General features: G+C 59.9%; 22 protein-coding genes and 1 tRNA gene. 8 read left to right on the top strand and 15 right to left on the bottom strand.

Annotated elements, in window-relative coordinates:
* Positions 1 to 124: 124 nt before the first annotated feature.
* Positions 125 to 628: a phage holin family protein gene (locus tag ACLI1O_RS01195; RefSeq protein WP_023025036.1), complete on the top strand. Its 504-nt coding sequence runs from the start codon at positions 125 to 127 to the stop codon at positions 626 to 628.
* A 78-nt stretch (positions 629 to 706) separates the two neighbouring features.
* On the top strand, positions 707 to 1615 hold the full coding sequence (locus tag ACLI1O_RS01190) for an alpha/beta fold hydrolase (protein WP_284849736.1): 909 nt from the start codon (positions 707 to 709) through the stop codon (positions 1613 to 1615).
* A 65-nt stretch (positions 1616 to 1680) separates the two neighbouring features.
* Here ACLI1O_RS01190 and ACLI1O_RS01185 read toward each other — a convergent pair whose 3' ends face one another.
* From ACLI1O_RS01185 to nth, 4 genes are all read right to left on the bottom strand, one after another.
* Positions 1681 to 2877, bottom strand: a complete 1197-nt coding sequence (locus tag ACLI1O_RS01185) for a MarP family serine protease (RefSeq protein WP_239268932.1) — start codon at positions 2875 to 2877, stop codon at positions 1681 to 1683.
* 62 nt (positions 2878 to 2939) lie between these two features.
* Positions 2940 to 3641 carry an NUDIX hydrolase gene (locus ACLI1O_RS01180; RefSeq protein ID WP_239268934.1) on the bottom strand — a complete coding sequence of 234 codons (702 nt, stop codon included), beginning with the start codon at positions 3639 to 3641 and terminating at the stop codon, positions 2940 to 2942.
* Positions 3638 to 4234: a TlpA family protein disulfide reductase gene (locus ACLI1O_RS01175; RefSeq protein WP_239268936.1), complete on the bottom strand. Its 597-nt coding sequence runs from the start codon at positions 4232 to 4234 to the stop codon at positions 3638 to 3640. Before ACLI1O_RS01175 ends, ACLI1O_RS01180 begins: the two co-directional genes overlap by 4 nt.
* 4 nt (positions 4235 to 4238) lie before the next feature.
* A complete protein-coding gene (gene nth / locus ACLI1O_RS01170; protein WP_239268938.1) occupies positions 4239 to 4892 on the bottom strand; it encodes an endonuclease III in 654 nt (217 codons plus the stop codon).
* Between the two features lie 341 nt (positions 4893 to 5233).
* Here nth and glxR point away from each other — a divergent pair, with 341 nt between their 5' ends.
* Entirely contained in the window at positions 5234 to 5917 is a 684-nt protein-coding gene (gene glxR / locus ACLI1O_RS01165; RefSeq protein ID WP_005276495.1) for a CRP-like cAMP-activated global transcriptional regulator GlxR, read from the top strand.
* 88 nt (positions 5918 to 6005) lie between these two features.
* On the opposite strand, the gene ACLI1O_RS01160 is transcribed toward glxR, so the two are convergent.
* The 4 genes from ACLI1O_RS01160 to ACLI1O_RS01145 form a co-directional block, all read right to left on the bottom strand.
* Entirely contained in the window at positions 6006 to 6821 is an 816-nt protein-coding gene (locus tag ACLI1O_RS01160; RefSeq protein WP_239268940.1) for an MBL fold metallo-hydrolase, read from the bottom strand.
* A gap of 18 nt (positions 6822 to 6839) precedes the next feature.
* A complete protein-coding gene (locus tag ACLI1O_RS01155; RefSeq protein ID WP_239268942.1) occupies positions 6840 to 7298 on the bottom strand; it encodes a RidA family protein in 459 nt (152 codons plus the stop codon).
* Positions 7299 to 7457 carry a DUF4177 domain-containing protein gene (locus ACLI1O_RS01150; protein WP_126318073.1) on the bottom strand — a complete coding sequence of 53 codons (159 nt, stop codon included), beginning with the start codon at positions 7455 to 7457 and terminating at the stop codon, positions 7299 to 7301. It lies immediately after the preceding gene.
* Between the two features lie 90 nt (positions 7458 to 7547).
* Positions 7548 to 7871, bottom strand: coding sequence for a WhiB family transcriptional regulator (locus tag ACLI1O_RS01145; protein WP_005276491.1), 324 nt, complete (start codon positions 7869 to 7871; stop codon positions 7548 to 7550).
* A gap of 145 nt (positions 7872 to 8016) precedes the next feature.
* Here ACLI1O_RS01145 and ACLI1O_RS01140 point away from each other — a divergent pair, with 145 nt between their 5' ends.
* The gene (locus ACLI1O_RS01140) at positions 8017 to 10488 is read left to right on the top strand and encodes a transglycosylase domain-containing protein (RefSeq protein WP_239275261.1); all 2472 of its coding nucleotides are present in this window, start codon (positions 8017 to 8019) and stop codon (positions 10486 to 10488) included.
* Between the two features lie 3 nt (positions 10489 to 10491).
* On the opposite strand, the gene ACLI1O_RS01135 is transcribed toward ACLI1O_RS01140, so the two are convergent.
* Positions 10492 to 10956 (bottom strand): GatB/YqeY domain-containing protein, encoded by a 465-nt coding sequence (locus tag ACLI1O_RS01135; RefSeq protein WP_005276488.1) that lies wholly within the window; start codon positions 10954 to 10956, stop codon positions 10492 to 10494.
* A gap of 43 nt (positions 10957 to 10999) precedes the next feature.
* On the opposite strand from ACLI1O_RS01135, the gene ACLI1O_RS01130 reads away from it, so the two are divergent.
* Both ACLI1O_RS01130 and ACLI1O_RS01125 read left to right on the top strand, forming a co-directional pair.
* Positions 11000 to 11887 carry a metallophosphoesterase gene (locus ACLI1O_RS01130; RefSeq protein ID WP_239268946.1) on the top strand — a complete coding sequence of 296 codons (888 nt, stop codon included), beginning with the start codon at positions 11000 to 11002 and terminating at the stop codon, positions 11885 to 11887.
* A gap of 68 nt (positions 11888 to 11955) precedes the next feature.
* Positions 11956 to 12029: transfer RNA gene (locus ACLI1O_RS01125), tRNA-Pro, on the top strand.
* A gap of 68 nt (positions 12030 to 12097) precedes the next feature.
* Here ACLI1O_RS01125 and ACLI1O_RS01120 read toward each other — a convergent pair.
* The 4 genes from ACLI1O_RS01120 to ACLI1O_RS01105 form a co-directional block, all read right to left on the bottom strand.
* Positions 12098 to 13462: a CitMHS family transporter gene (locus tag ACLI1O_RS01120; RefSeq protein WP_239268948.1), complete on the bottom strand. Its 1365-nt coding sequence runs from the start codon at positions 13460 to 13462 to the stop codon at positions 12098 to 12100.
* 350 nt (positions 13463 to 13812) lie between these two features.
* Positions 13813 to 15276 carry a hypothetical protein gene (locus ACLI1O_RS01115; protein ID WP_239268950.1) on the bottom strand — a complete coding sequence of 488 codons (1464 nt, stop codon included), beginning with the start codon at positions 15274 to 15276 and terminating at the stop codon, positions 13813 to 13815.
* A gap of 107 nt (positions 15277 to 15383) precedes the next feature.
* A complete protein-coding gene (locus ACLI1O_RS01110) occupies positions 15384 to 15638 on the bottom strand; it encodes a hypothetical protein (protein WP_239268952.1) in 255 nt (84 codons plus the stop codon).
* Between the two features lie 426 nt (positions 15639 to 16064).
* Positions 16065 to 17615, bottom strand: a complete 1551-nt coding sequence (locus tag ACLI1O_RS01105; RefSeq protein ID WP_284849738.1) for a catalase — start codon at positions 17613 to 17615, stop codon at positions 16065 to 16067.
* A 183-nt stretch (positions 17616 to 17798) separates the two neighbouring features.
* Between ACLI1O_RS01105 and ACLI1O_RS01100 the strand changes: the two genes are divergently transcribed.
* Together ACLI1O_RS01100 and ACLI1O_RS01095 are read left to right on the top strand one after the other, a co-directional pair.
* Positions 17799 to 18341, top strand: a complete 543-nt coding sequence (locus ACLI1O_RS01100) for an RNA polymerase sigma factor (protein WP_023025019.1) — start codon at positions 17799 to 17801, stop codon at positions 18339 to 18341.
* A 260-nt stretch (positions 18342 to 18601) separates the two neighbouring features.
* Entirely contained in the window at positions 18602 to 19960 is a 1359-nt protein-coding gene (locus tag ACLI1O_RS01095; protein WP_349819869.1) for a hypothetical protein, read from the top strand.
* Between the two features lie 91 nt (positions 19961 to 20051).
* On the opposite strand, the gene ACLI1O_RS01090 is transcribed toward ACLI1O_RS01095, so the two are convergent.
* Positions 20052 to 21083, bottom strand: coding sequence for an aspartate-semialdehyde dehydrogenase (locus tag ACLI1O_RS01090; protein ID WP_239268957.1), 1032 nt, complete (start codon positions 21081 to 21083; stop codon positions 20052 to 20054).
* A 35-nt stretch (positions 21084 to 21118) separates the two neighbouring features.
* On the bottom strand, positions 21119 to 22384 hold the full coding sequence (locus tag ACLI1O_RS01085; protein ID WP_023016575.1) for an aspartate kinase: 1266 nt from the start codon (positions 22382 to 22384) through the stop codon (positions 21119 to 21121).
* Between the last annotated feature and the right edge of the window lie 231 nt (positions 22385 to 22615).

Genomic DNA, 22615 nt, shown 5'->3' with positions numbered 1-22615 from the left:
GGATAGCCCTAGACGCCCCGAGCCCCGAACGCCCCCTGTGACTGGCGCGGCACCATAAAACCGCGCTGTATCTATTATCATTGGGGCCGTTACAAGGTTTAGATGAAAACGAGGAGAATTAATCGTGAGCAACGATGGATTATTTACTGACGGCACCGATCAATTCGCACCAAAGGTTAATTCGATTCCTTTGAGCGATGTTGATGCATCGTCCTCCGAAACCTCCATCGGCAAGTTGGTCTCCAATGCCACCGAGCAGATGTCCCAGCTCGTGCGCTCTGAGGTAGAGCTGGCCAAGACGGAGCTGGCGGAGTCCGCCAAGAAGGGCGGCATCGGCGCCGGCTTCTTCGGCGCGGCGGGCACCATCGCGCTGTACAGCTCCTTCTTCTTTTTCTTCTTCCTCGCTGAGCTCCTCGCCCTCTGGCTGGACCGCTGGGCTGCCTTCCTGATCGTCTTCCTCGTGATGATCGTCGCGGCCGGTGCCCTCGCCCTGCTCGGCGTCAAGAATGTCAAGAAGGTCAAGGCACCGCAAAAGACCATAGATTCCACCAAGGAACTCAAGAACCTGATTCCGGGCAAGGCGCAGAAGTCGCTGGACCGCAAGGACACTCACGGCCTGTACACCTAAACCGCACGCACCATTAGATCCGCCTCAGCCTTTCCTGGGGCGGATTTTCTGTACACATAGAAAGGCGCCTTGCCCTCCATGGCCTTAGCACCACTTCCCCCCTCCACGGTTGAGCTGGAAGGACCCTTTGCGCACGAGTTTGTCCACACTCGGGGCATCCGCCTGCACGTGGCCATAGCGGGCGATAGCGCCGATCCCCTCGTCGTTTTTATTCACGGAGCTTTTGGCGGCTGGTTCGATTTTCAGGAGGTCATCGGGCCCCTCGCCCAGTGCGGGTACCACGTCGCCGCGGTGGATATGCGCGGCTTTGGCATGTCCGATAAGCCGCCCATCGATCCCGGCCAGGATATCCGCACCTTGGTCGGGGATCTGGATGGCCTCATTCAGGCATTGGGCCACGATGATGCCTATATCGTCGGCGCCGATACTGGTGGCGCGGTGGCGTGGTGCCTGGCCGCCGAGCGCCCCAATCGCGTGCGCGGCTTGGTCTCGGTCTCGGCCGCGCACCCCGTGGATATCCGCCGCGCCATCGCCGCGCGCCCCTGGGATTTTGGGTGGATGATCCTGCGTTCCCTGCTCTGCCACCTGCCAAAGGTCACCCGCGCGAATACCTTGCTGCTCAGTCCCCGGGCCTACCGCAAGGAGCTCAGCCTGGATACGGGGCCCGCGCTTGCCGATGCCACCCTAGAGTCCATCCTTGCCCTGCGCCTGCGCGCCTCCCAGATTGGCAAGGTACGCCGCGGCATCCTGTGGAATCATCGGATGCGCACCGCCGTGGTGCCCTTGAACTGGTCCGAATTAAGCGTAAAACGCCCCGTCCTTTTCATCCACGCCCAGCAGCGCTTGTGGAACCCCGTCATCCAGCGGGCCTCCCTGCGCGCCCGCGCTGGTTTTAGCGCCACTTCGATTCCAGGGGCCAAGAACCTGCCCTTCCTCGAGGCCCCTGAACAGTTCGTCGACGAGCTGCGCCGCTGGCTCGACGCGTAGGGCGCGTAGGGCGGCGTGTGGGGCGCGTAGGGCGGATTGCCCTACGCGGATCTCTAGTACGAAAGCTAGTGCGCCACGCACTCGCCCGTTTCTACCGGGCGCTTCAATTGGGTGACATCCCCAATGTGGCCGATGACCTCGTCTGCGGTCAACGCGTATCCGGTCTCAGAATCATCCACTGAGGCACCGAAGATAACGCCCAAGACCTCACCCGCGGTATTGACCAAGGGGCCGCCAGAGTTGCCCTGTTGGATATTGCCGCGCACCGTATAGGAATCGCGCTCTACCCTGCCTTGGGAGTAGATATCTGGCCCGGCGATGGTGATGCGATCGCGCACGCGTGCCATTTCCGCATTAAAGGGGCCGGAGTGTGGGAAGCCCATGACCATGGCATCGTCGCCGGTCTGGGCCGGCTGCTGCGCCCACGGCAGGGGTTGGATGCCCAAATCCGGCGCGTGCAAGACGGCGATGTCGACCTCTGGGTTGTAGTAGACCACCGTGGCGTCTTTCAGCCCCAGCTTCGTATCCAACCTCACCGTTTGGGTGCCGGCCACCACGTGGGCATTGGTGACCACATAGTCATTGTCCACCACAAAACCGGAACCCATGAGGCGGCGGGAGCACTCTTCGGCATCGCCAAGCACGTGAATGATGGACGGGCGGATGCTGCGCACCAGCTCCGGATCCTGCACGTCTGGGGCGGGGTCCTCAACGTCCTTGCCGCTGATGGAATTTTCCCACGGCGAGACCAAGGGCGGAAGCCCCGATTCATTGAGCAACGCCGCCACGCCATTGGGAAGGGAAGCCAGGCGCGTCGGGGCGGCCGCGTTGAGGTTGCTCAGGATGCGGGAATCGCGCAGCCCCTGCCCCGCGGATCCGCCCAAATTGGTGGCCACGGGAATGGAAATCATCCAGATGACGATGAGCGCGATGAAGGACTGAAAGACCGCGCCGAATAGCGAATCTATCCGCTGGGTGGTGCGCGCCTTCATGCGATCGCGCATGCTGGTGCCCAAGGAGGAACCAATGATCTGCCCAATACCCACCAGCAAAACTAGGATGCCCACGAGCAGGAGCAGGCGCAGCGAAGGCTCCTCCACTGTGCGCAATACGCTGGGTGCTACGGCGATGCCCACCACGAGGCCCGCGCCCACGCCAATGGCGGAGAGCACCGCGGCGAGCGCGCCATTGCGCCAACCACTTAGCAATGCTGCTAATACGGCAAGCACGATCAGGCCGTCAACAACGAGCGCAGCAGTCATGGCTTTGGTTCTTTCTCGATCGAAATCTCGTGCGTCCTCCGGCACCTTAAGCGCGCGGGCAATTAGGACATCTTCTCATTATTGCGGGACTTTTTGAGGGTGTCACGCAGGTCTATGACCGAATTGTTATCCCACGGTACGCTCCACCCAGAATGCTCCAATAATGCTGACAGAACTCCGGCAGTAAAGCCCCAAATCACGTAGTCATTGGCATAAAACGCCGGGCCTTGCCACTGCTTAAATCCCACCAGCAGGCGGTTGCGGGGGTCAATGAGCTCCCCGAGCGGGACGAAGAACACATCATCGGTCTCCGCCGGGCTAGCGGGATAGACTTCGCCCGGCTGGTTCCAATGGGCCAGGATGGGGCTTACCGGATTCCCCGTGGCGCGAATGTGCAGCTGTTCCCACTGCTCTAAGGGCGTGACCGTGTGGCGCTGCAGATCGGTTTCCTCCCACGCCTCCCGCAGGGCGGTATCTACCAGCGAGGTATCGCCCGGATCCCGCCGGCCGCCAGGAAAGGCAATCTGACCGGAATGCGAGCGCAGGGACGGCGAGCGGTGCGTAAGCAAAATTTCGCCATCCTCCACACTGTTCCCGCTAAGCAGCATCAGCACCGCGGCTTCCCGCTTGGTTGGCACCTCTTCCTCTGAGCCATTGAGCTGCGATGCTTGCCGCTGCCCAATAAGTTCCTGCACCTGACTCGGATCGACGCCCAGCGCGGGTTTTATCCACTCGGGTGCGTACTCGGGCCATAATTCACTCATCCGGCGAGCGCCTCCTCAACCGTTTTTTCGATTTCGGCCGCCGAGGTAAACGGCTGGGCTGCCTGCTTAACCACTTCCCCATCGCGGAGAATCACGGTCACGGGAACCACGCCCGGCAGGCCCAGCGTGCCCGCGAAGCTATTATCCGGATCCTGGAAGCTCGGCAGGTCTACCCCCACGTCATTGAGGAACGCGGCCCCGTTGGCGGCGTTTTTATCCGCGTGCACCCCAACGACCTTCCAGTCAGGGTGGGACTTTGCCACCTCGTCCAGGTGGGGCAATTCCGCGCGGCACGGCTCGCACCACCACGCCCACACATTGGCGATGGTAATGCCTTCATCCGCCTTGTCCCCTTCGCGTGCATCATCGCCGCCCAAGCATTCCAGATCCACTCCGGCGATGGGCCCTGCGGGGCAATCTGGGCGTTCGGCCACGTCCTGGTCACCCGCCGAGCCCGATTCCGATCCCGCGCCAGGGGCCTGCGCCGAATCGCCCGTGCTGTTGTCATCCCCACGCAGCTGCATGACCCCCACCACCACGAGGGCTGCGATGACAATGGCCGCAATGACGGTGCCGAAGACGTATTTTTTCATACCGCTAGCTTAATGCAGCCGGGCACAGATCCCGCACCACACAATTCCCACACTCCGGGTTCCGGGCATGGCAGATCCGCCGGCCGTGAAAAATGACGCGGTGGGAAAACATCGTCCACTGTTCCTCTGCAATGAGCTTGGCGATGTCCCTTTCTATCTTCACCGGCGTCTTCTCCCCCGTCAGCTCCAGGCGCTGCATCAGGCGGCTAAAGTGTGTATCCACGGTAAGGCCCGGTACCCCGAAGGCATCGCCCAGCACCACCAGCGCCGTCTTGCGGCCCACCCCAGGCAGGGAGGTCAGTTCCTTTACGGTCTGTGGCACCTCGCCATCGAACTCAGAAACTAGGCGCTCGCCGATACCCATGAGATGCCCCGCCTTCGCCCGCTGAAACCCCAGCGGCCGCAGGATCGCCTCCAGATCCTCCCGGCTGGCTGCCGCAAAATCGGCCGCGGTGGGATAGGCGCGAAACAGCTCAGGGGTTACCGAGTTCACGCGCGCATCCGTGCACTGCGCGGAAAGCACCGTGGCCACCAAAAGCTGGAGGGGAGAATCGAAATCGAGCTCGCACCGCGCATCGGGGTGTTCGCTTGCCAATCGCTCGTTAATGATGGGCGCTCTCTTACTCGGGGCCGCGGTGGCCGACAGTGATGAACTCATGCCGCCAAGCTTAGTAGGATAGGAATACATGATTTCACTTGTTATTTTTGTACCGCTTGGCATCGCCCTTTTCGCCCTCCTCATGGAAAAATTGGAAGCAGTTGTCTTCGCCGATTAGCCGGAAACCCGCTGGCTGTAACGCTAGGGGCGTAAGTGAACCCATTTCTGTCGTGTGACCATTATGGGGACAGTGCCCAAAAGTGACTAACTGCACTGTAAAATGGGGTACGCTAAAAATTGACCCCGCTTGTTCCGCATTAGCGTGCCTCCCTGGAGCCCGCAAAAGGATGTGGCCCAAGCACTTTAGTGACTTTTCGCAGTCGACATCCAAGGAGTAAAACGTGGAAGGCGTACAGGACACCCTCTCCCGCGCCGGAATCTTCCAAGGCGTTGATCCCGTAGCAGTGCAGAATCTTCTCGAGCAGATGGAGACAGTGCGCTTCCCGCGCGGTACCACCATCTTCGATGAAGGCGAGCCCGGTGACCGTTTGTATATCATCACCTCCGGCAAGATTAAGCTGGCCCGCCACGCCCCGGATGGACGCGAAAACCTCCTGACCGTGATGGGCCCCTCCGATATGTTCGGTGAGCTCTCCATCTTCGATCCGGGCCCTCGCACCTCGTCTGCCGTCTGCGTGACCGAGGTCCAAGCCGCCACCATGAACTCCGAGCTGCTGGATAAGTGGGTCAGCGATCACCCCGCCATCGCCCAGCAGCTGCTGCGCGTGCTGGCCCGCCGCCTGCGCCGCACCAACGCCAACCTGGCGGACCTCATCTTCACCGACGTGCCTGGCCGCGTTGCCAAGACCCTGCTGCAGCTGGCTAACCGCTTCGGTGTCCAGGAAGGCAGCGCGCTGCGCGTCAACCACGATCTCACCCAGGAAGAGATTGCCCAGTTGGTGGGCGCTTCCCGCGAGACCGTCAACAAGGCCCTAGCCACCTTCGCCCACCGCGGCTGGATTCGCCTCGAGGGCAAGTCCGTGCTCATCGTCGATACCGAGCACCTCGCCCGCCGCGCGCGCTAAAGCCAAACAATTCCCTCCGTCCCCCGTGCATAAGCACTAGGGGTGGAGGGAATAAACGTTTTAAGCCGGCTGCCTGCCGCGCAGCGCGTTAGTTATCCGTACCGTCGAGGTACTTCAACGCGGTGCGCGTGGACTGCTCTGCGGCATGGCGCAGCACCGGATCCACATCGTCATACATTTCATTGACCAAGGTGGTCAGATCCACGTCATCGCCCAGCCGGGAGCGAATTTCCCGGATCTGGTCTAGGCGGTAGTGGCGGCGGTCAATGTACTTGCGCGCCACCTGCGAGGTATCTTCCAAATCCGGCCCGTGGCCTGGGAAGAGCGGAACATCCTTGCCGCGAGATTCCAGCACATCCAGGGTATGCAGGTAATCGGCCAAATCACCGTCCGTTTCTGAAAGCAAAACGGTGTGGCGCCCCGCGATGGTATCGCCGGTGATAATGCCTTCTAGCCGGGAATTTTCTACCTCACCGCTCCACACGAAGAAGGACGTGGAGTCCGCGGTGTGGCCCGGCGTGTGCAGGACCTCCAATTGCGGGGTGATGCCTTCCAAAGTCAGAATTTCACCATTCTGCAATGCCTCCGCGCCATTGCAATAGCTGGGATCGAAGGCGCGGATGGGCGCGCCGGTCATCTGCCGAAGCCGTTGCGCGCCCGAAGCGTGGTCATCGTGGCGGTGGGTAAGCAGAATTAAAGCCACCTCACCGGCATGGCGATGCACAACGTTGAGATGGCCTTCATCTTCCGGCCCCGGGTCTACGACGATCGACCGAGAGTCTTCAGCGGCACTGATAATCCAGGTATTCGTGCCCTCGAGGGCGGTATAGCTGGGATTATCACAAAGAACTACGCCAACGGATTGGCTTACGGGACGCAATTGACTGTATGCGGGGTGCTCCATGCCTACCAGCCTAACCGATCACTCAGCGATCTCTACGATCAATTCGATCTCCACCGGGGCATTCTTTGGCAAGGCAGCTACGCCGACTGCAGAACGCGCGTGCGTGCCAGCCTCGCCGAATACCTCCCCGATGAAATCCGATGCCCCGTTAACCACCGCGGGCTGGTCCTCGTAGCCAGGGTCCGAGGCCACAAAGCCAACGATCTTGATCACGCGGGAGATATTATCCAGTCCGATCTCCGCATCAACGGCCGCCAAGGCGTTGAGCACGGCGGTGCGGGCCTGGTCCTGGGCCTGCTCCGTGGTGACTTCAGCACCAACCTTGCCGGTCACCGGCAGGGAGCCTTCCACTAAGGGAAGCTGGCCAGAGGTCCATACCTGGTTGCCCACGCGCAGTGCGGGCACATAGGAAGCCAGCGGCTTAGCGACGCCCGGCAGCTCCACCCCTAGCTCTTTCAAGCGAGCGGAAAAGCTCATTTACTCTGCCACCTCGCGCTTGAAGTAGGCCACCACGTTCTCCGGGTTTGGGCCAGGGGTGATGGAGACCAATTCCCATCCGTCTTCGCCCCAAGAGTCAAGAATCTGCTTGGTGGCGTGGGTCAGTACTGGTGCGGTTGCGTATTCCCATTTAGTCATGGGGTTCATTCTAGCGATTTAATACGACTTATGCCGCCCCTATTTCGCAGCGCTGTCGCCGCTGCAAGGACAGTCACACCCCTGACCGCCTTAAATGCCGACGAGTTCGCCACCCTTAGCCAGGTAATTGGCCCAGTCCGTGATGTGGGGGTTCTTGCGCAGGAGCGCGCGGCGCTGGCGCTCGGTCAACCCGCCCCACACACCAAATTCCACGCGGTTATCAAGGGCGTCTGCACGGCATTCCGTTAATACGGGGCAGTGGCGGCAAATGACGGCGGCTTTGCGCTGTTCAGCGCCGCGCACGAATAATGCGTCTGGGTCCTCATTGCGGCACTTTGCTTGAGTGACCCACTCACCACGCTCGGGATTTCGGGCTGTATTGGACATCCCCGCAGTCTTCACTCGAACGGTCATGGGTGAGTGTTCTCCTTCCCAGACGGAATACTATGTACCGAGGCCTGAGTCTATTCACTAGAACGCGAGATTGTCTACGAGGTCACACTTTAGGGGGTGCAGGTCACCTTCCCCATTGCTAGGCAGACCACGTAGGGTATTGGGCGTGACTGTCTTCAAATCTTTGTCCAAGATAGCCCTGTCCACGGTCTTGGTAGCCGCGCTCATCGCGCTCGCGCTCGCCCCCTTTGCGGGCATTTCCGGCGTGGCGATCGCCCGCACCAACCAGACCATGCAATCAGACCTGCAAGACCTAACAGCGGGCAATATCCCTGGTGTTACCACGGTGCAGGATGCCTCGGGCAAAGATATGGCCTATGTCTATAGCCAACGCCGCCACCCCGTAGATGGTGACGAGATTTCGGATGCGATGAAAAACGCCATCGTCTCCATTGAAGACGAGCGCTTTTACGAGCACGGCGGCGTTGATCTCCAAGGCAATTTCCGCGCTCTGTGGACCAACCTGACCTCCGGCGGGGTATCTCAGGGCGCATCCACCATTGACCAGCAATACGTCAAGAACTACCTCCTGCTCGTCTCCGCACAAAACGATGAAGAACGGGCTGCTGCGACAGAGCAGTCCGCCACCCGCAAGCTGCGCGAAATGCGCATGGCAACGCAGATGAATGAGGAGTTGGATAAGCAGGAAATCCTCACCAATTACCTCAATCTGGTCTCCTTTGGTAACCATGCCTACGGTGTGGAAGCCGCCGCGCGGACCTACTTTGATAGCCACGCCGCGGACCTCACGGTGCCGCAGGCGGCGATGCTGGCGGGTATGGTGCAGTCTTCAGAGCGCCTCAACCCTTATACCAATGAGGAAGAGGTGCTTGACCGCCGCAACGTCGTGCTCCAATCCATGGTGGATAACGGCTATCTGGAGCAGGCGGATGCGGATGAGTATAAGGGGGAAGAATTGGGCGTCGGCAAGCAGCCCAATACCCTGGCCAATGGCTGCATCGGCGCAGATGATCGCGGTTTTTTCTGCGATTATGTGCTGCAGTACCTCGAGGAAAAGGGCATAGACCAAGACCAGCTCGCCCACGGTGGATATACCGTAAAGACCACGCTGGACCCGCAGGTGCAGGATACGGCGCTATCTGCGGTGCAGTCGCGTACCAACCCGGATGCCCAGGGCGTCGCTGAGGTGATGGACGTTATCGAACCGGGCACGTCGGACCGCAAGGTCCTGGCCATGGTCTCGTCCCGTGCGTACGGGCTGGACCAGGACAATAATGAAACCCTGCTGCCGCAGACCAACTCCTTGGTGGGCAATGGCGCGGGCTCGGTTTTTAAGGCCTTTACCGCCGCGGCCGCCCTCGAATCTGGCTACGGCATTAAGAATACGGTGGATGTGCCCACCCGCTACGAGGCCGAAGGCCTTGGCCACGGCGGCGCCGATAACTGCCCCGCCAACCGCTACTGTGTGGAAAACGCGGGCAATTATAAGGCCACGATGACGCTGCAAGAGGCCTTGGCCCACTCGCCCAATACGCCATTTATCAAGCTCACCGAGCAGGTTGGCGTGGCACCCATCGTAGATATGGCGGTGCGCCTTGGCCTGCGCTCCTATGACGAAAAGGGCACCTTTGATAAGGACACCTCCATCGCGCAGCGCACGAAGGACGCCAATTCCGGTTCCTTTACCTTGGGCCCCAACCCGGTAAATCCGCTGGAGCTATCCAATGTCGGCGCAACGATTGCCTCCAATGGCCGGTGGTGCGAGCCCAACCCCATTGACAAGGTCCTGGATAAGGACGGCAATGAGGTCTACCTCAAGGAGACCCCGTGTGAGCAGGCGGTAGACCAGGATGTGGCCCACGCCCTGGCCAATGCGCTATCTGAAGATGCCAAGCAGGGCACCGCTAAGGATGCCGCCCAGGCCGCTGGCTTTAGCTCCCCCATCGCCGCCAAGACCGGTACCACCGAGTCCAACCAGTCCTCGGCATTTTTGGGATTCAACGACGGGCTCGCCGCCGCTCCTTATATTTATAACGACGGCACCGATACCCAGCCTCTGTGTACCTCCCCCGTGCGCCAGTGCACCGGTGCTGGCAACCTCTTTGGTGGCTTAGAGCCCGCGCAGACATTTTTCACCATGGCATCGCAGCTACCGCAGGCTACTCAGAGCGGTCTGCCCAATTACAATAAGAAATACGATGACGGCACCACCGGGGATAAGTTGCTCGATAGCTTGCGCGGCAAAAACGAGTCACAGGCCCGCAGCACCCTTGAAGCCAAGGGCTATGTGGTAAAAACCTCCCGCGTCGTCGGCGGGGATGTCCCCTACGGCCGAGTGGTCCGCGCGATTACCGGGAAGGATGGCAAGAAGGACGGCGCCGAGATTACCCTGCAGCTTTCCGATGGCACCTCTGCCACCCAATCCCCCTCCAGCGGCGTGGGCAGTGCGAATACGACCGGCGCACAAAATAACACCGGCAGCGCGAACACTACCGGTGTGAGCAACTGGGGAGGAAATAACGGCGGCGGATTAAACCTCAGCCCAGAGGACTTTGGAATCCGCCAAGAAGATATCGATAACTTCCGCAACGATATCCGCAATCTCCTCGGCCGCTAAAGATTAGTTAAGCTGGCCTTTTACCTCTGCGGAAAGGCGCTTGCCGTCGGCCTGGCCGGCGGCTTTTGCATTGGCCACTTTCATGACCGCACCCATCTGCTTCATGGTGGGTGCTTCACCGTTTTCCTTTTCTACCTCAGCAATTGCTTCTTCTACCAATGCCTTAAGCTCCGCATCATCGAGCTGGCGCGGCTGGTAGGCCTCGAAGAAGGGGACATCGACAAGCTCAGCCTCTGCCAATTCCGGGCGGCCATTTTCTTCATAGACCTCCGCAGACTCGCGGCGCTTTTTAATCTCGCGCGCGATGACCTTGAGGATGTCTTCATCCTCCAGCTCATGGCGGGAGCCAGTGGTTTCCTCGGCCTGGATTGCCGCGAGCAGCGCGCGAATGGCGCTGGTGCGCTGCTTTTCCTTGGCCTTCATCGACGTTTTCAGATCTGCTCGGATAGTATCTTTTAGCTCGCTCATGCCTTTCAATATACGTCCATTTAAGGCAGGTAGTGTAGAAGCTGTGAAACTTCAACGGATTCTTGGCGGCGTCGCCGCAGGCCTAAGTGTTGCTGCTTGGGGCTTTAGCGAGCTCACGAAATTCGAGCTCAAGGAATATACTCTTCCGCTCCTTCCCAAGGGCACCCTGCGCGGCGAAGAAGAGTTCCGCCTGCTGCACATTTCTGACCTGCACATGATCCCGGGGCAACAGACCAAGATCGATTGGGTCTCCGCCCTCGATGCACTGGAGCCAGACCTCGTGGTCAATACTGGCGATAACCTCTCCGATAAGCAGGCCGTGCCCGATACCCTGCGCGCGCTCGGCCCGCTGCTCGCCCGACCCGGCGTGTTCGTGTTTGGCACCAATGATTATTGGGCGCCGCGCCCGGTCAACCCCTTTAAGTACCTGCTGGGCAAAAAGCGCGAACCCTCCTACGTTGACCTGCCTTGGCGCGGCATGCGCGCGGCCTTCGTGGAGCACGGCTGGTACGACGGCAACCAAGCCCGCCACGAGTTCAAGGTGGGCAATGTCCGCCTCGCCGTGGCCGGTGTGGACGATCCGCACCACGACTTGGATGATTATTCCGAAATCGCCGGCCCGCCCCACGAGGATGCCGATCTATCGCTCGCCCTGCTCCACGCCCCCGAGCCGCGAGTGCTCGAAAAATTCGCCGCCGATGGCTACCAGCTTTCCCTTTCCGGTCATACCCACGGTGGGCAAATTTGCCTACCTGGGTCGCGCGCCATCGTGACCAACTGCGGCATCGATCGCCCGCGCGCACAGGGCCTGCATGATTTCGGCCCTATGAAGATGCACGTCTCCAATGGCTTGGGCACGTCCAAATTCGCCCCAGTGCGTTTATTCTGCCGCCCCTCGGCCACCCTGCTGAGCATCACTGAGGCGGACTAGACCTGCCGTTTTGTCGATCTCATTCACCATGCGTTAAAGTATCTCAGTACTGCTTTTAAGCAGTAGACCGGGATATGGCGCAGGTTGGTAGCGCGCTTCGTTCGGGACGAAGAGGTCGCAGGTTCAAATCCTGTTATCCCGACAATAGCCCGCAGGAAACTGCGGGCTTTTTCCATGTCTGCAGGGCCCTTGGATTCCAGGGCCCGCGACTTAGGCCAGCATTCCGGTAAAGAATGCGATGGCGACGAGGATGATGGAAAATACCCATGCGACGGGGAAGGCTATCTTCAAGTACTTGCCCATCTGACCGTCCGCCAGTCCCAGCGCCAGCCACAGCGCCGGCGAAAATGGGGAGACGAAGGTTCCCACCACGTTGCCAATAATGAGGGCGCTCGCAGCGCCCATCCCGCTGACGCCGAAGGACTCCACCGTGCCCTGCACGATGGGCAGTACCGAGAAGTAATACGCATCCGTGGAGGTCAACAGGTCTAGCGGAACCCCAAAGAATCCCACGATGAGGTGCAAATACGGTGCCACTCCTTCTGGGAGAACATTCACCAGGCTCAGCGCGATTTCTTCTAGCATCTTGGTCTCATTGAGCACGCCCAAAAACATCGCGGCCGCGATGATCACTCCGGCCATGGACAAGGCGTTGGGGGCGTGACGCCGCAAGGCATCGCCCTGCTCCATCGCGCCGTCGAAGTTCACCACCAAGGCAATGGTGGTAGCAATGAGGAACGCGGGCGCCGGCGGCAGCAGGCCCGAAAGCAGGGCGGCGAGCACAGCCAAAGCGATGACGATATTCGCGATGGTAACCCACCGGGATTTCCGGTACCTAAACCCGAGTTTCTGCTGTTCCTCGGCCTGCTTGGCGGAAAAATCATCCGCCAACGAATTCACGTCCACAGAGATGGTGCCCTTAATCTCGCCGCTTTCCTGTAGCTTGGCCAAGCGGCGGTTTTCGCGCCAGCCCAACAGGGTGGCAGTAGCAAAGATGAGGACCACTGCCACACCCTGAATGGGCAATAAGTGCAGCCAAATATCGTTCGGGTCTTGCTCAACCACCGCACCGGCACGCCCCAGTGGCCCGCCCCACGGGACCATATTCATCACCGAAGCGGCTAGGGCCACGATGGTAATTAGGACATAGCGCGACATGTGCAGCGCCCGGTACAGCGGCAGCAATGCGGGAATCGTAATAAGGAAGGTCGTGGAACCCGATCCATCGAGGTGTGCCACGATGCCGATGGCGGCCGTGCCTATGGTCACGGCCATGACATTGCCGCGGGTCGCCTTGATGAGGCTGCGGATCACCGGGGTAAAAAGCCCCACATCCTGCAAAATGCCGAAGAAAATGATGGCGAAGATGAACATCACCACGACGTTGATGACAGAACTTAAGCCTTCACCAAAGAAATCCGCGATATCTTCTACGCCGAAACCGGTTATCACAGCGCCGATGACAGGCACCAGGGTCATGGGGATGATGGGATTAACGCGGCCGCGGATGAGGATGCCCACCGTCACAAAGATGATGGCCAGTCCCATCAGGGTCAGCCCCAGGGAGGTCTGCATTGCGCTCCTTCAAAAGTCACTGGCGCCCGCCTGGCGCACGCCATTAGCCAATGGACGTATAGCTAATGTTAAACACTGCTGTGTGGTAGCGCACATTCCTGCCGTGAGCCGCACATATCCCCCTGGGCCGACCTGGATAAATAGCTTTGGGCAAAACGGGAAACGACGCGGCGCCCCTACAGCACCGCGTCGCCCCTATTCCCTATCACTCACAACGGCGCAAGCCGTTCGCCTACCCCCTAAGTAGACGGTGTGAGCACTAGCAAGAATAACACTCCTCGCATTCCAACCATAGCGATGGCAAATATTGCCAGCTTCATACAAGCTTTTGCCTATTTAAGTACACAATTTCATACTTTAGCGCCTGTTTTTGGGTTCTTCCTGGCAGGCACGATCCATTTCACTGCACTCAGACCTACAAGAGTGATAGCGCCCAATACGGCAAGGCCGGTCCACAGCACCACTGCCTCACCATCGTTGCCCGCCACGGTGACAGCCGCCGTTGTCCAGTTGAGCGGCAAAAGGTTAGCTACTACCTGCCACACCTTGTCCACCCCGGCGATGGCCGCGGATTTCCACAGCCACCCCACCAATGCGGTCTGCCCAATGCCAAAGATCGCGGCGAGGATGGATCCTACGGTCATGCCACACAGTTCGAGCAGGCCACGCACGATAAGAGCGGAGGACAGGGCACCCAAGAACAGCGCCCCTCCGGCGGCCACCGCGGCGATGGGGGTAAGGCCGATGGACAAGACGAAGAGCAGGATCTCCCCGATAGCCACCGCTGCCAGCGATCCGCCGAGAACCATCAGCCACGGGCGGAATCCCAATTTCCACGCCACTCCGGCCGCGGATCCAGCCAGCAGGACGAGCGCGGAAATGAGCATGGCGATGACCGGGCTCAGCTGGCGCGCATCTTCCTCCGCGGCCACGTGCGCGGGAGGCAGGGCGCGCTGCACCGCGCCCAGGTTCGATTGGTTTTGTTCCGCCATGCCGGTGAGCTTGCCGGCGCCATCGTCAAGCTGGCCCACCCCATCGAGAGCCTCATCCACACGGCTATTGAGCTCCGCTATGGACTGGTTGAGCTGTTGCGCACCTGCCACGGCCTGGTTGATGCCATCGTGGTAGGCATAACCGCTTACCGCCAGCTGATTGGAGAGATCGCGCGAGCCATCCTTCAGCTTCTTCAGCTCCCCAGTCAGGGATTCATCGAGGCGGAAGTTTTCCACCTGCTTGCGCAAATCCCCCAGCTGGGAACGAACTTGTTTCGCTTCCTTGGAATCATTTCCTTTCAGGTCGCGCACCGTACCGTCGATGGCTTCTAGGATTTGGCCTTGGACGGCTCCCAGGCCCACGACCTGGTCAACGGCCCCTCCGACGGTATTGGCCAGTTCCGTCGCCCCACCGCCGAGGGTATTGGTCCCTGACTGCAACTGGTTAAGCCCCGACACCAGCTCTTGCGAACCACCGGCGAGCTTTTCGACGCCCTCGCCTAATTCCCCAGCACCCTTATCCAGCTCACTGGTGCCCTTGTTTAACCGATCCGCGCCAGATTTCAGGATGCTAGCCTGCGCTTGGGCGTGGCTGGCGGCCTCGGCGGCTTCCTTAAGCTCTGGCGAGGTCGAATTCGCCTGCGGCGCGCCATAAGGCTGCGCGGCGCTCGACCACGCATGCGCCGGTTCCCACTGCGACCAGGCCGCCACTGCGGTACCAACGATAAGCGGTACGGCGAGCAATACGAGCAGTAAGAGTGTGCGCCACCGCGAGGAACTCGCGGACGCGGTGGGCGCGGTCGAGGCAAGGCGTTTGGTCATGCTAGTAACCTATCGCTGCAGGTCATTCCCTTTCTGCAGGCGCGCCGATCCCCACGCATTACAAAGAGAATCTACTATTAAGACATGTCTAATCCTCTAAAACTCTCTCACTCCCGCGCCTTGGCGTGCGTAGCCGCGTTTCCGCTGTGCATGGCATTGGTCTCCTGCACCGATGATGCCGATAACTCTGGCGATTCCAGTGAGCCCCAGTTTTCTGATGCCGTGGCGCAATCCAGCTCCAGCTCCAGCACTACAAGTTCCACGGAGCAAACGGCGACTACGACGGACTCGCCCACAACCTCCCCGGTAGAAACGGTAGAAACTACTGCACAGCCACCTGCACCACAGGAGACAACAGTCACTACCACTACCACGCAGGCCAAAGGTGATTGTTCCCCAAGTACCTTCTCGTCTCTAGAGCCCGATATGGGCAAAATTGTGGTGTCGGATTGCGACGGGGAATGGGCTCATTTTGGCAAAGACAGTACAGATTGGACCGCTTGGGCACGTTTTAGCGATGGCGCATGGACAACTATTGAACCCATCGGTGAAACAAATAGTGGTTTGACCGCACCGTGCTATGACGTAGACAAATGGATCAATCAGGGCGCGCCGAGCTTTGTTGCAGACAATATGCGCCGCTGCGATTAATCCCGCCTAACGCACAAGCCGCCTTCGACCAATTACTCCACCCAACTCACAGCAGCTCACTGTGGGGTGAGGACGCAGGGATGGTCGAAGGCGGCTTTGCTTTACGCCTCTAAGAAGCAGTACACCGCAGTAGTGGGCTACTTCTTTTCAGCGAAGACCTCGCGCACGCGCTGACCCAAGTCCGGGTGGACGTTGGTCCAGTACTGGTACACGCGCTCTTCGGTTTCTTCGGACACGCCGGCCATCGCGTTGGTGATATTGGTGACCAAGCGCTCCTTGGCGGCATCGTCATAGACGTTTTCGTACAGGTCGCGTGCTTGGACGAAGTCATCGTCTTCCGCGTGGCGCACGTATGGCGCGCGGACCAAGTCCTGACCGTGGGGGTCTGGGTTCACGTAGAGGTCCGCCGCGGTGGTGGTCTCGAGGTCCTCGCGGTTGTTGACGGAGGCATCGTCAAGCACACCCGCGCCCTTCGCATGGCGGTTGGGCGAGTACACCGGATCCTCTGGAGCATTGTAGAAATACTGCATGGGACCCTCGTGCTCGTAGGTATTGACCTTCTCCGCATTGCGCGGCTGGTTGACCGGCAGCTGCTTGTAGTTCGGCCCGATGCGGTAGCGCTGCTGGTCAGCATAGGCAAAGACGCGAGCCTGCAGCATCTTATCCGGGGACAGGCCAACGCCCGGCACAATATTGGAGGGATCCAGCGCAACCTGCTCGATCTGGGCGAAGAAGTTGCGCGGGTTGCGGTTGAGCTCAAAATAGCCCACATCGTGCAGCGGGTAGTCCTTCTTGGACCAGACCTTGGTCAGATCGAAGGGGTTGAAGCGGTAGTCCTCTGCCTCCGCAAGCGGCATGATCTGCACCTTGACGTCCCAGATGGGGTAGTTGCCCTCTTCGATGGCATTGTAGAGGTCCGCGCGGTGGCTATCCGGGTTCTTACCGGCTTCCACGGTGGCCTCTTCATCGGTGAAGTTCTCTACGCCCTGGCGGGAGATGAAGTGGTACTTCACCCAGAAGGCCTCGCCATCTTCGTTGACCCACTGGAAGGTGTGGGAACCGTAGCCGTTTTGGTGACGGGTGGTCTTCGGGGTGCCGCGGTCACCCATCAGGTAGGTCACCTGGTGGGCGGATTCAGGGTTGCGGGTCCAGAAATCCCACTGCATATCGGCATCGCGCAGGCCGTTGGAGCCCAGGCGCTTTTGGGAGTGGATGAAGTCTGGAAACTTCATGCCATCGCGCAGGAAGAATACCGGGGTGTTATTGCCCACGATGTCGAAGTTGCCGTCTTCGGTGTAGAAGCGCAGGGCAAAGCCGTGCACGTCGCGCCAGGTATCCGGGGATCCCTGCTCGCCGGCGACGGTGGAAAAGCGGCCCATCATCGGGGTGACGGTGCCCTTCTGAAAGACCTTGGCCTTGGTGTAGGCGGACACGTCTTCGGTGATGTGCAGCTCACCGTAAGCACCGTGACCCTTGGCGTGCGGGGTACGCTCGGGCACGCGCTCACGGTTGAAGTGGGCGAGCTTTTCAATGAGATGAGTATCGTTGAGCGCGACCGGACCCTGGGGACCGGCGGTCACGGACGTGTTCTCGGAAGGCACGGGCTGGCCGGACGGGCGGGTAGTATTGCCCTTACCTGCGGGACGTTGTCCCTTGTTCAGGATGTCATCAGCGGTGGAATCAGTCATGGTAAGTCTTTGCCTCCTGGCAATCAGTCGATAATTTGGGGTCAATTATCAATCACGGACAACCCATAGCTTACTACGTATAACGGCACTGCGCTACCTTTTCCGCACATATGCCGCTTGCCGATGCCCCGGCCACCGCAACCTTGGATAAGAAATGCAGGAGCTACTGGTAGATTCATTCAGGTGACACACCACTCCGCAGCAGACGACGCCCGCGTCACCGAGCTCGCCCTCCGGGCTGGGCGCGGCGACCGAGCAGCGCTTACGGAGTTCATCAAGGCCACCCAGGATGATGTCTGGCGCCTGCTCGCCCACCTGGGCGGCCCCGAAATCGCCGACGATCTCACCCAAGAGACCTACCTGCGCGTCATCGGCGCCTTGCCGCGCTTTGCCGCCCGCTCTTCTGCACGCACGTGGTTGCTCTCGCTGGCCCGGCGCGTCTGGGTGGATAATATCCGCCACGACATGGCCCGACCCCGCAAATCCGCCACGCAATACGAGGACGCCATGGGCTCCGCCGCGGAAAACTCCGGTTCCTGGAGCGATTGGATCGATGCCCGTGCGCTTATCGATGCCCTGCCCGCCGACCGCCGCGAAGCCCTTATCCTCACCCAGGTACTGGGCTATACCTATGAGGAAGCGGCCAAGATCGCCGGTGTGCGCGTTGGCACCATCCGCTCCCGCGTGGCGCGCGCCCGCAAGGACCTCATCGAGGGCGCAAATTAATACCCCCGAATGTTCGAGCGCTTGGACACATACTTTCGCCGCAATACTTATCAAAGTGCAGGTACTTAGGGCAGTGCAGCGGGCGCATGCGGCCTGAGGGCGGGGTAGAAAAATACTAAAGTGACACGATTTCAGCTGTGAAGTCACGGGTGAAATGTGATTCTATTAGATACACACACGTGATAAATCGACCGTCGATCCGGGCCCGCGCGTTCCCAAAGCCGGGCCCGGCGAGTGTGAGTAAGAGAGTTTCTCCCCTCATGATTAAACGCGCAATCGGAATCTCCATGGCGTTTATTGGCATCGTTGTGGGCGCAGGCTTTGCTTCGGGCCAAGAAGCCATGCAGTACTTCGTAGCTTTCGGTGAATGGGGCCTGTGGGGCATCGCCCTCGCCGCCGCCCTCATGATGGTCACCGGCGTGTCCATCCTGCAGCTGGGCTCCTATTTCCAAGCGGTGGAACACACCGCTGTTTATAACAAGATCGCTTCGCCAATCACCGCCAAGATCTTGGACTGGTCCACGCTTATTACGCTGTTTTCCATCGGTTTCGTCATGTTCGCCGGTGGTGGCTCCAATATCAACCAGCAATTCCCCAGCATCCCCGTGTGGGTCGGCGGCACCGTCATGCTGATCCTCGTGCTGCTGGTGGGCCTTATGGATGTGGACCGCGTTACCCGCGTCATCGGTACCATCACCCCATTCATCATCTTCTTCGTGGTGCTGGCCACCGGCTATACCATCCTCACGGCCGATGTTGACTTTGCGTCCCTGAATACCTGGGCCATCGATAACGTCAATACCTCGCTGCCTAACTGGTGGCTTTCTGCCCTGAACTACACCGGCCTGAACGTCATGACGGCCGTGTCCATGTCCATCGTCATCGGCGGTAACTTCCTGGATAACCGCGCCGTGGGCATCGGCGGCCTCATCGGTGGTTTCCTTTACCTCATCTTGCTTGCCCTGCTCGTCTTCGCCCTCTTCTTCGAGGCCAAGGACGTCAACGGCGAGGACATGCCGGTGTTGAAGCTGATTACCGGCATCCACCCAGTTCTCGGCATCTTGATGACCTTCGTCATCTACGGCATGGTCTTTAACACGGCCATCGGTATGTTCTACGCCCTGGGCAAGCGCCTGACCCGCAATAATCCACAGCGCTTCTACCCCGTCTATGCAGCATCCTGCATCATCGGCTTCATCCTGTCCTTCATCGGCTTCCAGTCCCTGGTCAGCAACGTCTACCCCATCCTGGGTTACCTCGGCCTGCTGATGATTGTCGTGATGGTTTATAACCGCATTAAAAACCGCGGCATGCTTGCCGATGAATCCGATCGCCGCATGCGCGCCCACGATCTCGTCGCCCGCAAGCTGGACCCGCGCGAGCGCTTTACCAAGAAGAACGAGCGCGAGCTGCGCATGCTAGCCGCGGCCTCTAATATGCACACGCAAGAATTCATCGATCACCTCGCCGAGGATATCCACGAGGAGCTCGAAGAGGACGATGAACTCGACTACGACCGTTCAGAGCCCGCGCCTTCCGTCACCTACGTCCAGCACACGAAGCCGGAAGTACCTTCCGTTGATAGTGACTTGGACTTTGGCAAGAAAGACGAAGACTAAGGTTTAAGCGCCACTAAACGCAATTCGGCTCCTCGCTTCCCATTACAGGAAGGAGGAGCCGAATTTTTATGCGCCGGGCAAAGCTTTGCGGCTATACCAACAGTTCTGCGATCTGAATGGTATTAAGCGCAGCGCCCTTGCGCAGGTTATCGCCGGAGACGACGAGCACGAGGCCCTTATTGTCATCTACCGTCTGGTCCTGGCGGATGCGCCCGACCAAGGAATCGTCCTTGCCGGCGGCGGCGAGGGGGGTGGGGACATCGGCAAGCGTCACGCCTGGGGCATCGCTTAGAAGCTCGGTGGCCTGCTCGGGGGTGATGGGCTTGTCGAACTCCGCGTGGATGGTCAGGGTGTGGCCGGTGAAGACGGGAATGCGCACGCAGGTGCCGGCGACCTTGAGGTCCGACATGCCGAGAATCTTGCGGGATTCATTGCGCAGCTTCTGCTCTTCGTTGGTCTCATTGCTGCCATCATCGACGAGGTTGCCGGCAAAGGGCAGTGCGTTATAGGCGATGGGCGCAACGAAGGGACCCAGGTCCTCATCATCGAGCGCAGAACCATCGTGGACCAGATCCACGTTGTGATCACCCACGCTGTAAACCTGCGCGGCCAGCGTCTGTACGCCCGCCAGGCCGGATCCGGATACCGCCTGGTAGGACGATACGTGCAGCTTGTTAAGCCCGGCGGCATCGTGCAGGACCTTGAGCACCGGCATGGCGGCCATGGTAGTGCAGTTCGGGTTGGCGATGATGCCCTTCGGCGGGTTCTTCGCCTCCTCGGGGTTTACCTCCGATACCACGAGCGGGACCTCCGGGTCCTTGCGGTAGGCCGAAGAATTATCCACCACGGTAGCGCCCGCGGCGGCAAAGACCGGGGCCCACTTCTCAGAGGTGGACCCGCCCGCGGAAAATACCGCGATATCGACATCGGCCACGGATTCTTCGGTGACCTCGGCCAAGTCCTCTACTTCGATCTGCTCGCCGCGGAATTCCAGCTCGGTTCCGGCGGAGCGGGCGGAGGCGAAAAAGCGCACCTTATCCGCCGGGAAATTGCGTTCTTCCAAAATGGAGCGCATCACACGGCCGACCTGGCCGGTAGCGCCGACGACTGCAACGGTAGTCATTGTCTTCCTTTTTTATTGCTCTGTAGTGCTCTGATTTAGCGTCCGGTTCCAGCATAGACGGTGGCTTCTTCCTCGCCGCCGAGCTGGAATTTATCGTGCAGGGCGCGCGCCGCCTTCTCTAGGTCTGCCTCGCGCGTCAGCATGGAGATGCGGATTTCGGAGGTGGAAATAAGCTCCATGTTCACTCCCACATCGCGCAGGGCCTCGGTAAAGTCCGCCGTCACGCCGGGGTGGGACTTCATGCCGGCGCCGACGAGGGAGACCTTGCCCACCTGGTCATCGTAAAGCACATTGGACCAGCCGCCCTCAGACTGCAGCTTGCTCAATAGCTCCATCGCGCGGGGGCCATCGGCGCGCGGGCAGGTGAAGGTGATGTCGGTGGTGCCGTCCTCCAAGGAGGAGACGTTTTGCAGCACCATGTCAATATTGATCTCCGCATCGGCGATGACGCGGAATAGCTTCGCGGCCTCGCCCGGGCGATCTGGGATGCCCAGCACGGTTACCTTCGCCTCGGATTTATCAGTTGCTACACCAGTAAGTACTGCTTCTTCCACGGGGATATCCTCCATCGAGCCGGTCACCAACGTGCCGGGGTCATTTGAATAAGACGAGCGAACTCGCAACGGAACATTGAAAGCGCGGGCGTATTCCACGCTGCGCAGGACCAGAATCTTGGACCCTACGGCGGCCATTTCCAGCATCTCTTCAAAAGAGAGCTTTTCTAGCTTTTGCGCATCCGGAACGATGCGCGGATCGGCGGTATAGACGCCATCGACATCGGAGTAAATCTCGCACACATCCGCCTTCAGCGCCGCAGCCAGGGCGACCGCGGTGGTATCGGACCCGCCGCGACCCAGGGTGGTCACATCGCGCGAGTCCTTATTCACGCCCTGGAATCCGGCGACGATGCAGATCTGTCCATCCTCTAGGGCCTCGGTCAGGCGGCCGGGGGTTACGTCAACGATGCGCGCATTGCCGTGGCGCTCGGTGGTGAGCACGCCCGCCTGGGAGCCGGTAAAGGATTGGGCCTTCGCGCCCAGGGACTCCACCGCCATGGCCACTAGCGCATTGGAGATGCGCTCGCCGGCGGTAAGGAGCATATCCATTTCGCGCTGCGGGGGAACGGGATTGACTTGCGCTGCAAGGTCGAGAAGCTCATCGGTGGTATCCCCCATTGCGGAGCACACCACGACGACATCATTGCCCTGCTTTTTAGTGGCCACAATCCGCTCCGCTACCGCGCGGATGCGATCTGCGGATTCGAGGGAGGAGCCGCCGTATTTTTGAACGATCAGGGCCACGGTGTGGTTGCCACCTTTCGTTTTAAAAGGCACTCCTGAGCGCAGGCACGCCACAGAAATACCTGTCGGACACTAGTCAAATTCCTATGCTACCCCGCAAGGCGCTACACCTCATCATAATTCCGAAACAATACTTTTATTTTATTCACACCCACCCCCGTGCGCACGAGGCGGCGGGGCGGGGGCGGCATCGCTAAGCAAAATGCATCTCCGGGACTTTTTTACTAGCGT

This window comes from Corynebacterium sp. LaCa78, assembly GCF_046717505.1.
Lineage (GTDB): Bacteria > Actinomycetota > Actinomycetes > Mycobacteriales > Mycobacteriaceae > Corynebacterium.
Note: the sequence above shows the minus strand (reverse complement) of the source record. Positions and strands in the feature narration are given on the sequence as shown.

Coding starts and splice junctions, on each gene's coding strand:
- ACLI1O_RS01145 (WP_005276491.1), bottom strand. CDS start 7,871: ATGACCGTTCGAGTGAAGACTGCGGGGATGTCCAATACAGCCCGAAAT.
- ACLI1O_RS01105 (WP_284849738.1), bottom strand. CDS start 17,615: ATGACTGATTCCACCGCTGATGACATCCTGAACAAGGGACAACGTCCC.
- ACLI1O_RS01090 (WP_239268957.1), bottom strand. CDS start 21,083: ATGACTACCGTTGCAGTCGTCGGCGCTACCGGCCAGGTCGGCCGTGTG.
- ACLI1O_RS01135 (WP_005276488.1), bottom strand. CDS start 10,956: ATGAGCGAGCTAAAAGATACTATCCGAGCAGATCTGAAAACGTCGATG.
- ACLI1O_RS01095 (WP_349819869.1), top strand. CDS start 18,602: ATGATTAAACGCGCAATCGGAATCTCCATGGCGTTTATTGGCATCGTT.
- ACLI1O_RS01115 (WP_239268950.1), bottom strand. CDS start 15,276: ATGACCAAACGCCTTGCCTCGACCGCGCCCACCGCGTCCGCGAGTTCC.
- ACLI1O_RS01150 (WP_126318073.1), bottom strand. CDS start 7,457: ATGACTAAATGGGAATACGCAACCGCACCAGTACTGACCCACGCCACC.
- ACLI1O_RS01155 (WP_239268942.1), bottom strand. CDS start 7,298: ATGAGCTTTTCCGCTCGCTTGAAAGAGCTAGGGGTGGAGCTGCCGGGC.
- ACLI1O_RS01180 (WP_239268934.1), bottom strand. CDS start 3,641: ATGAGTGAATTATGGCCCGAGTACGCACCCGAGTGGATAAAACCCGCG.
- ACLI1O_RS01120 (WP_239268948.1), bottom strand. CDS start 13,462: ATGCAGACCTCCCTGGGGCTGACCCTGATGGGACTGGCCATCATCTTT.
- ACLI1O_RS01190 (WP_284849736.1), top strand. CDS start 707: ATGGCCTTAGCACCACTTCCCCCCTCCACGGTTGAGCTGGAAGGACCC.
- ACLI1O_RS01175 (WP_239268936.1), bottom strand. CDS start 4,234: ATGAAAAAATACGTCTTCGGCACCGTCATTGCGGCCATTGTCATCGCA.
- ACLI1O_RS01185 (WP_239268932.1), bottom strand. CDS start 2,877: ATGACTGCTGCGCTCGTTGTTGACGGCCTGATCGTGCTTGCCGTATTA.
- ACLI1O_RS01160 (WP_239268940.1), bottom strand. CDS start 6,821: ATGGAGCACCCCGCATACAGTCAATTGCGTCCCGTAAGCCAATCCGTT.
- nth (WP_239268938.1), bottom strand. CDS start 4,892: ATGAGTTCATCACTGTCGGCCACCGCGGCCCCGAGTAAGAGAGCGCCC.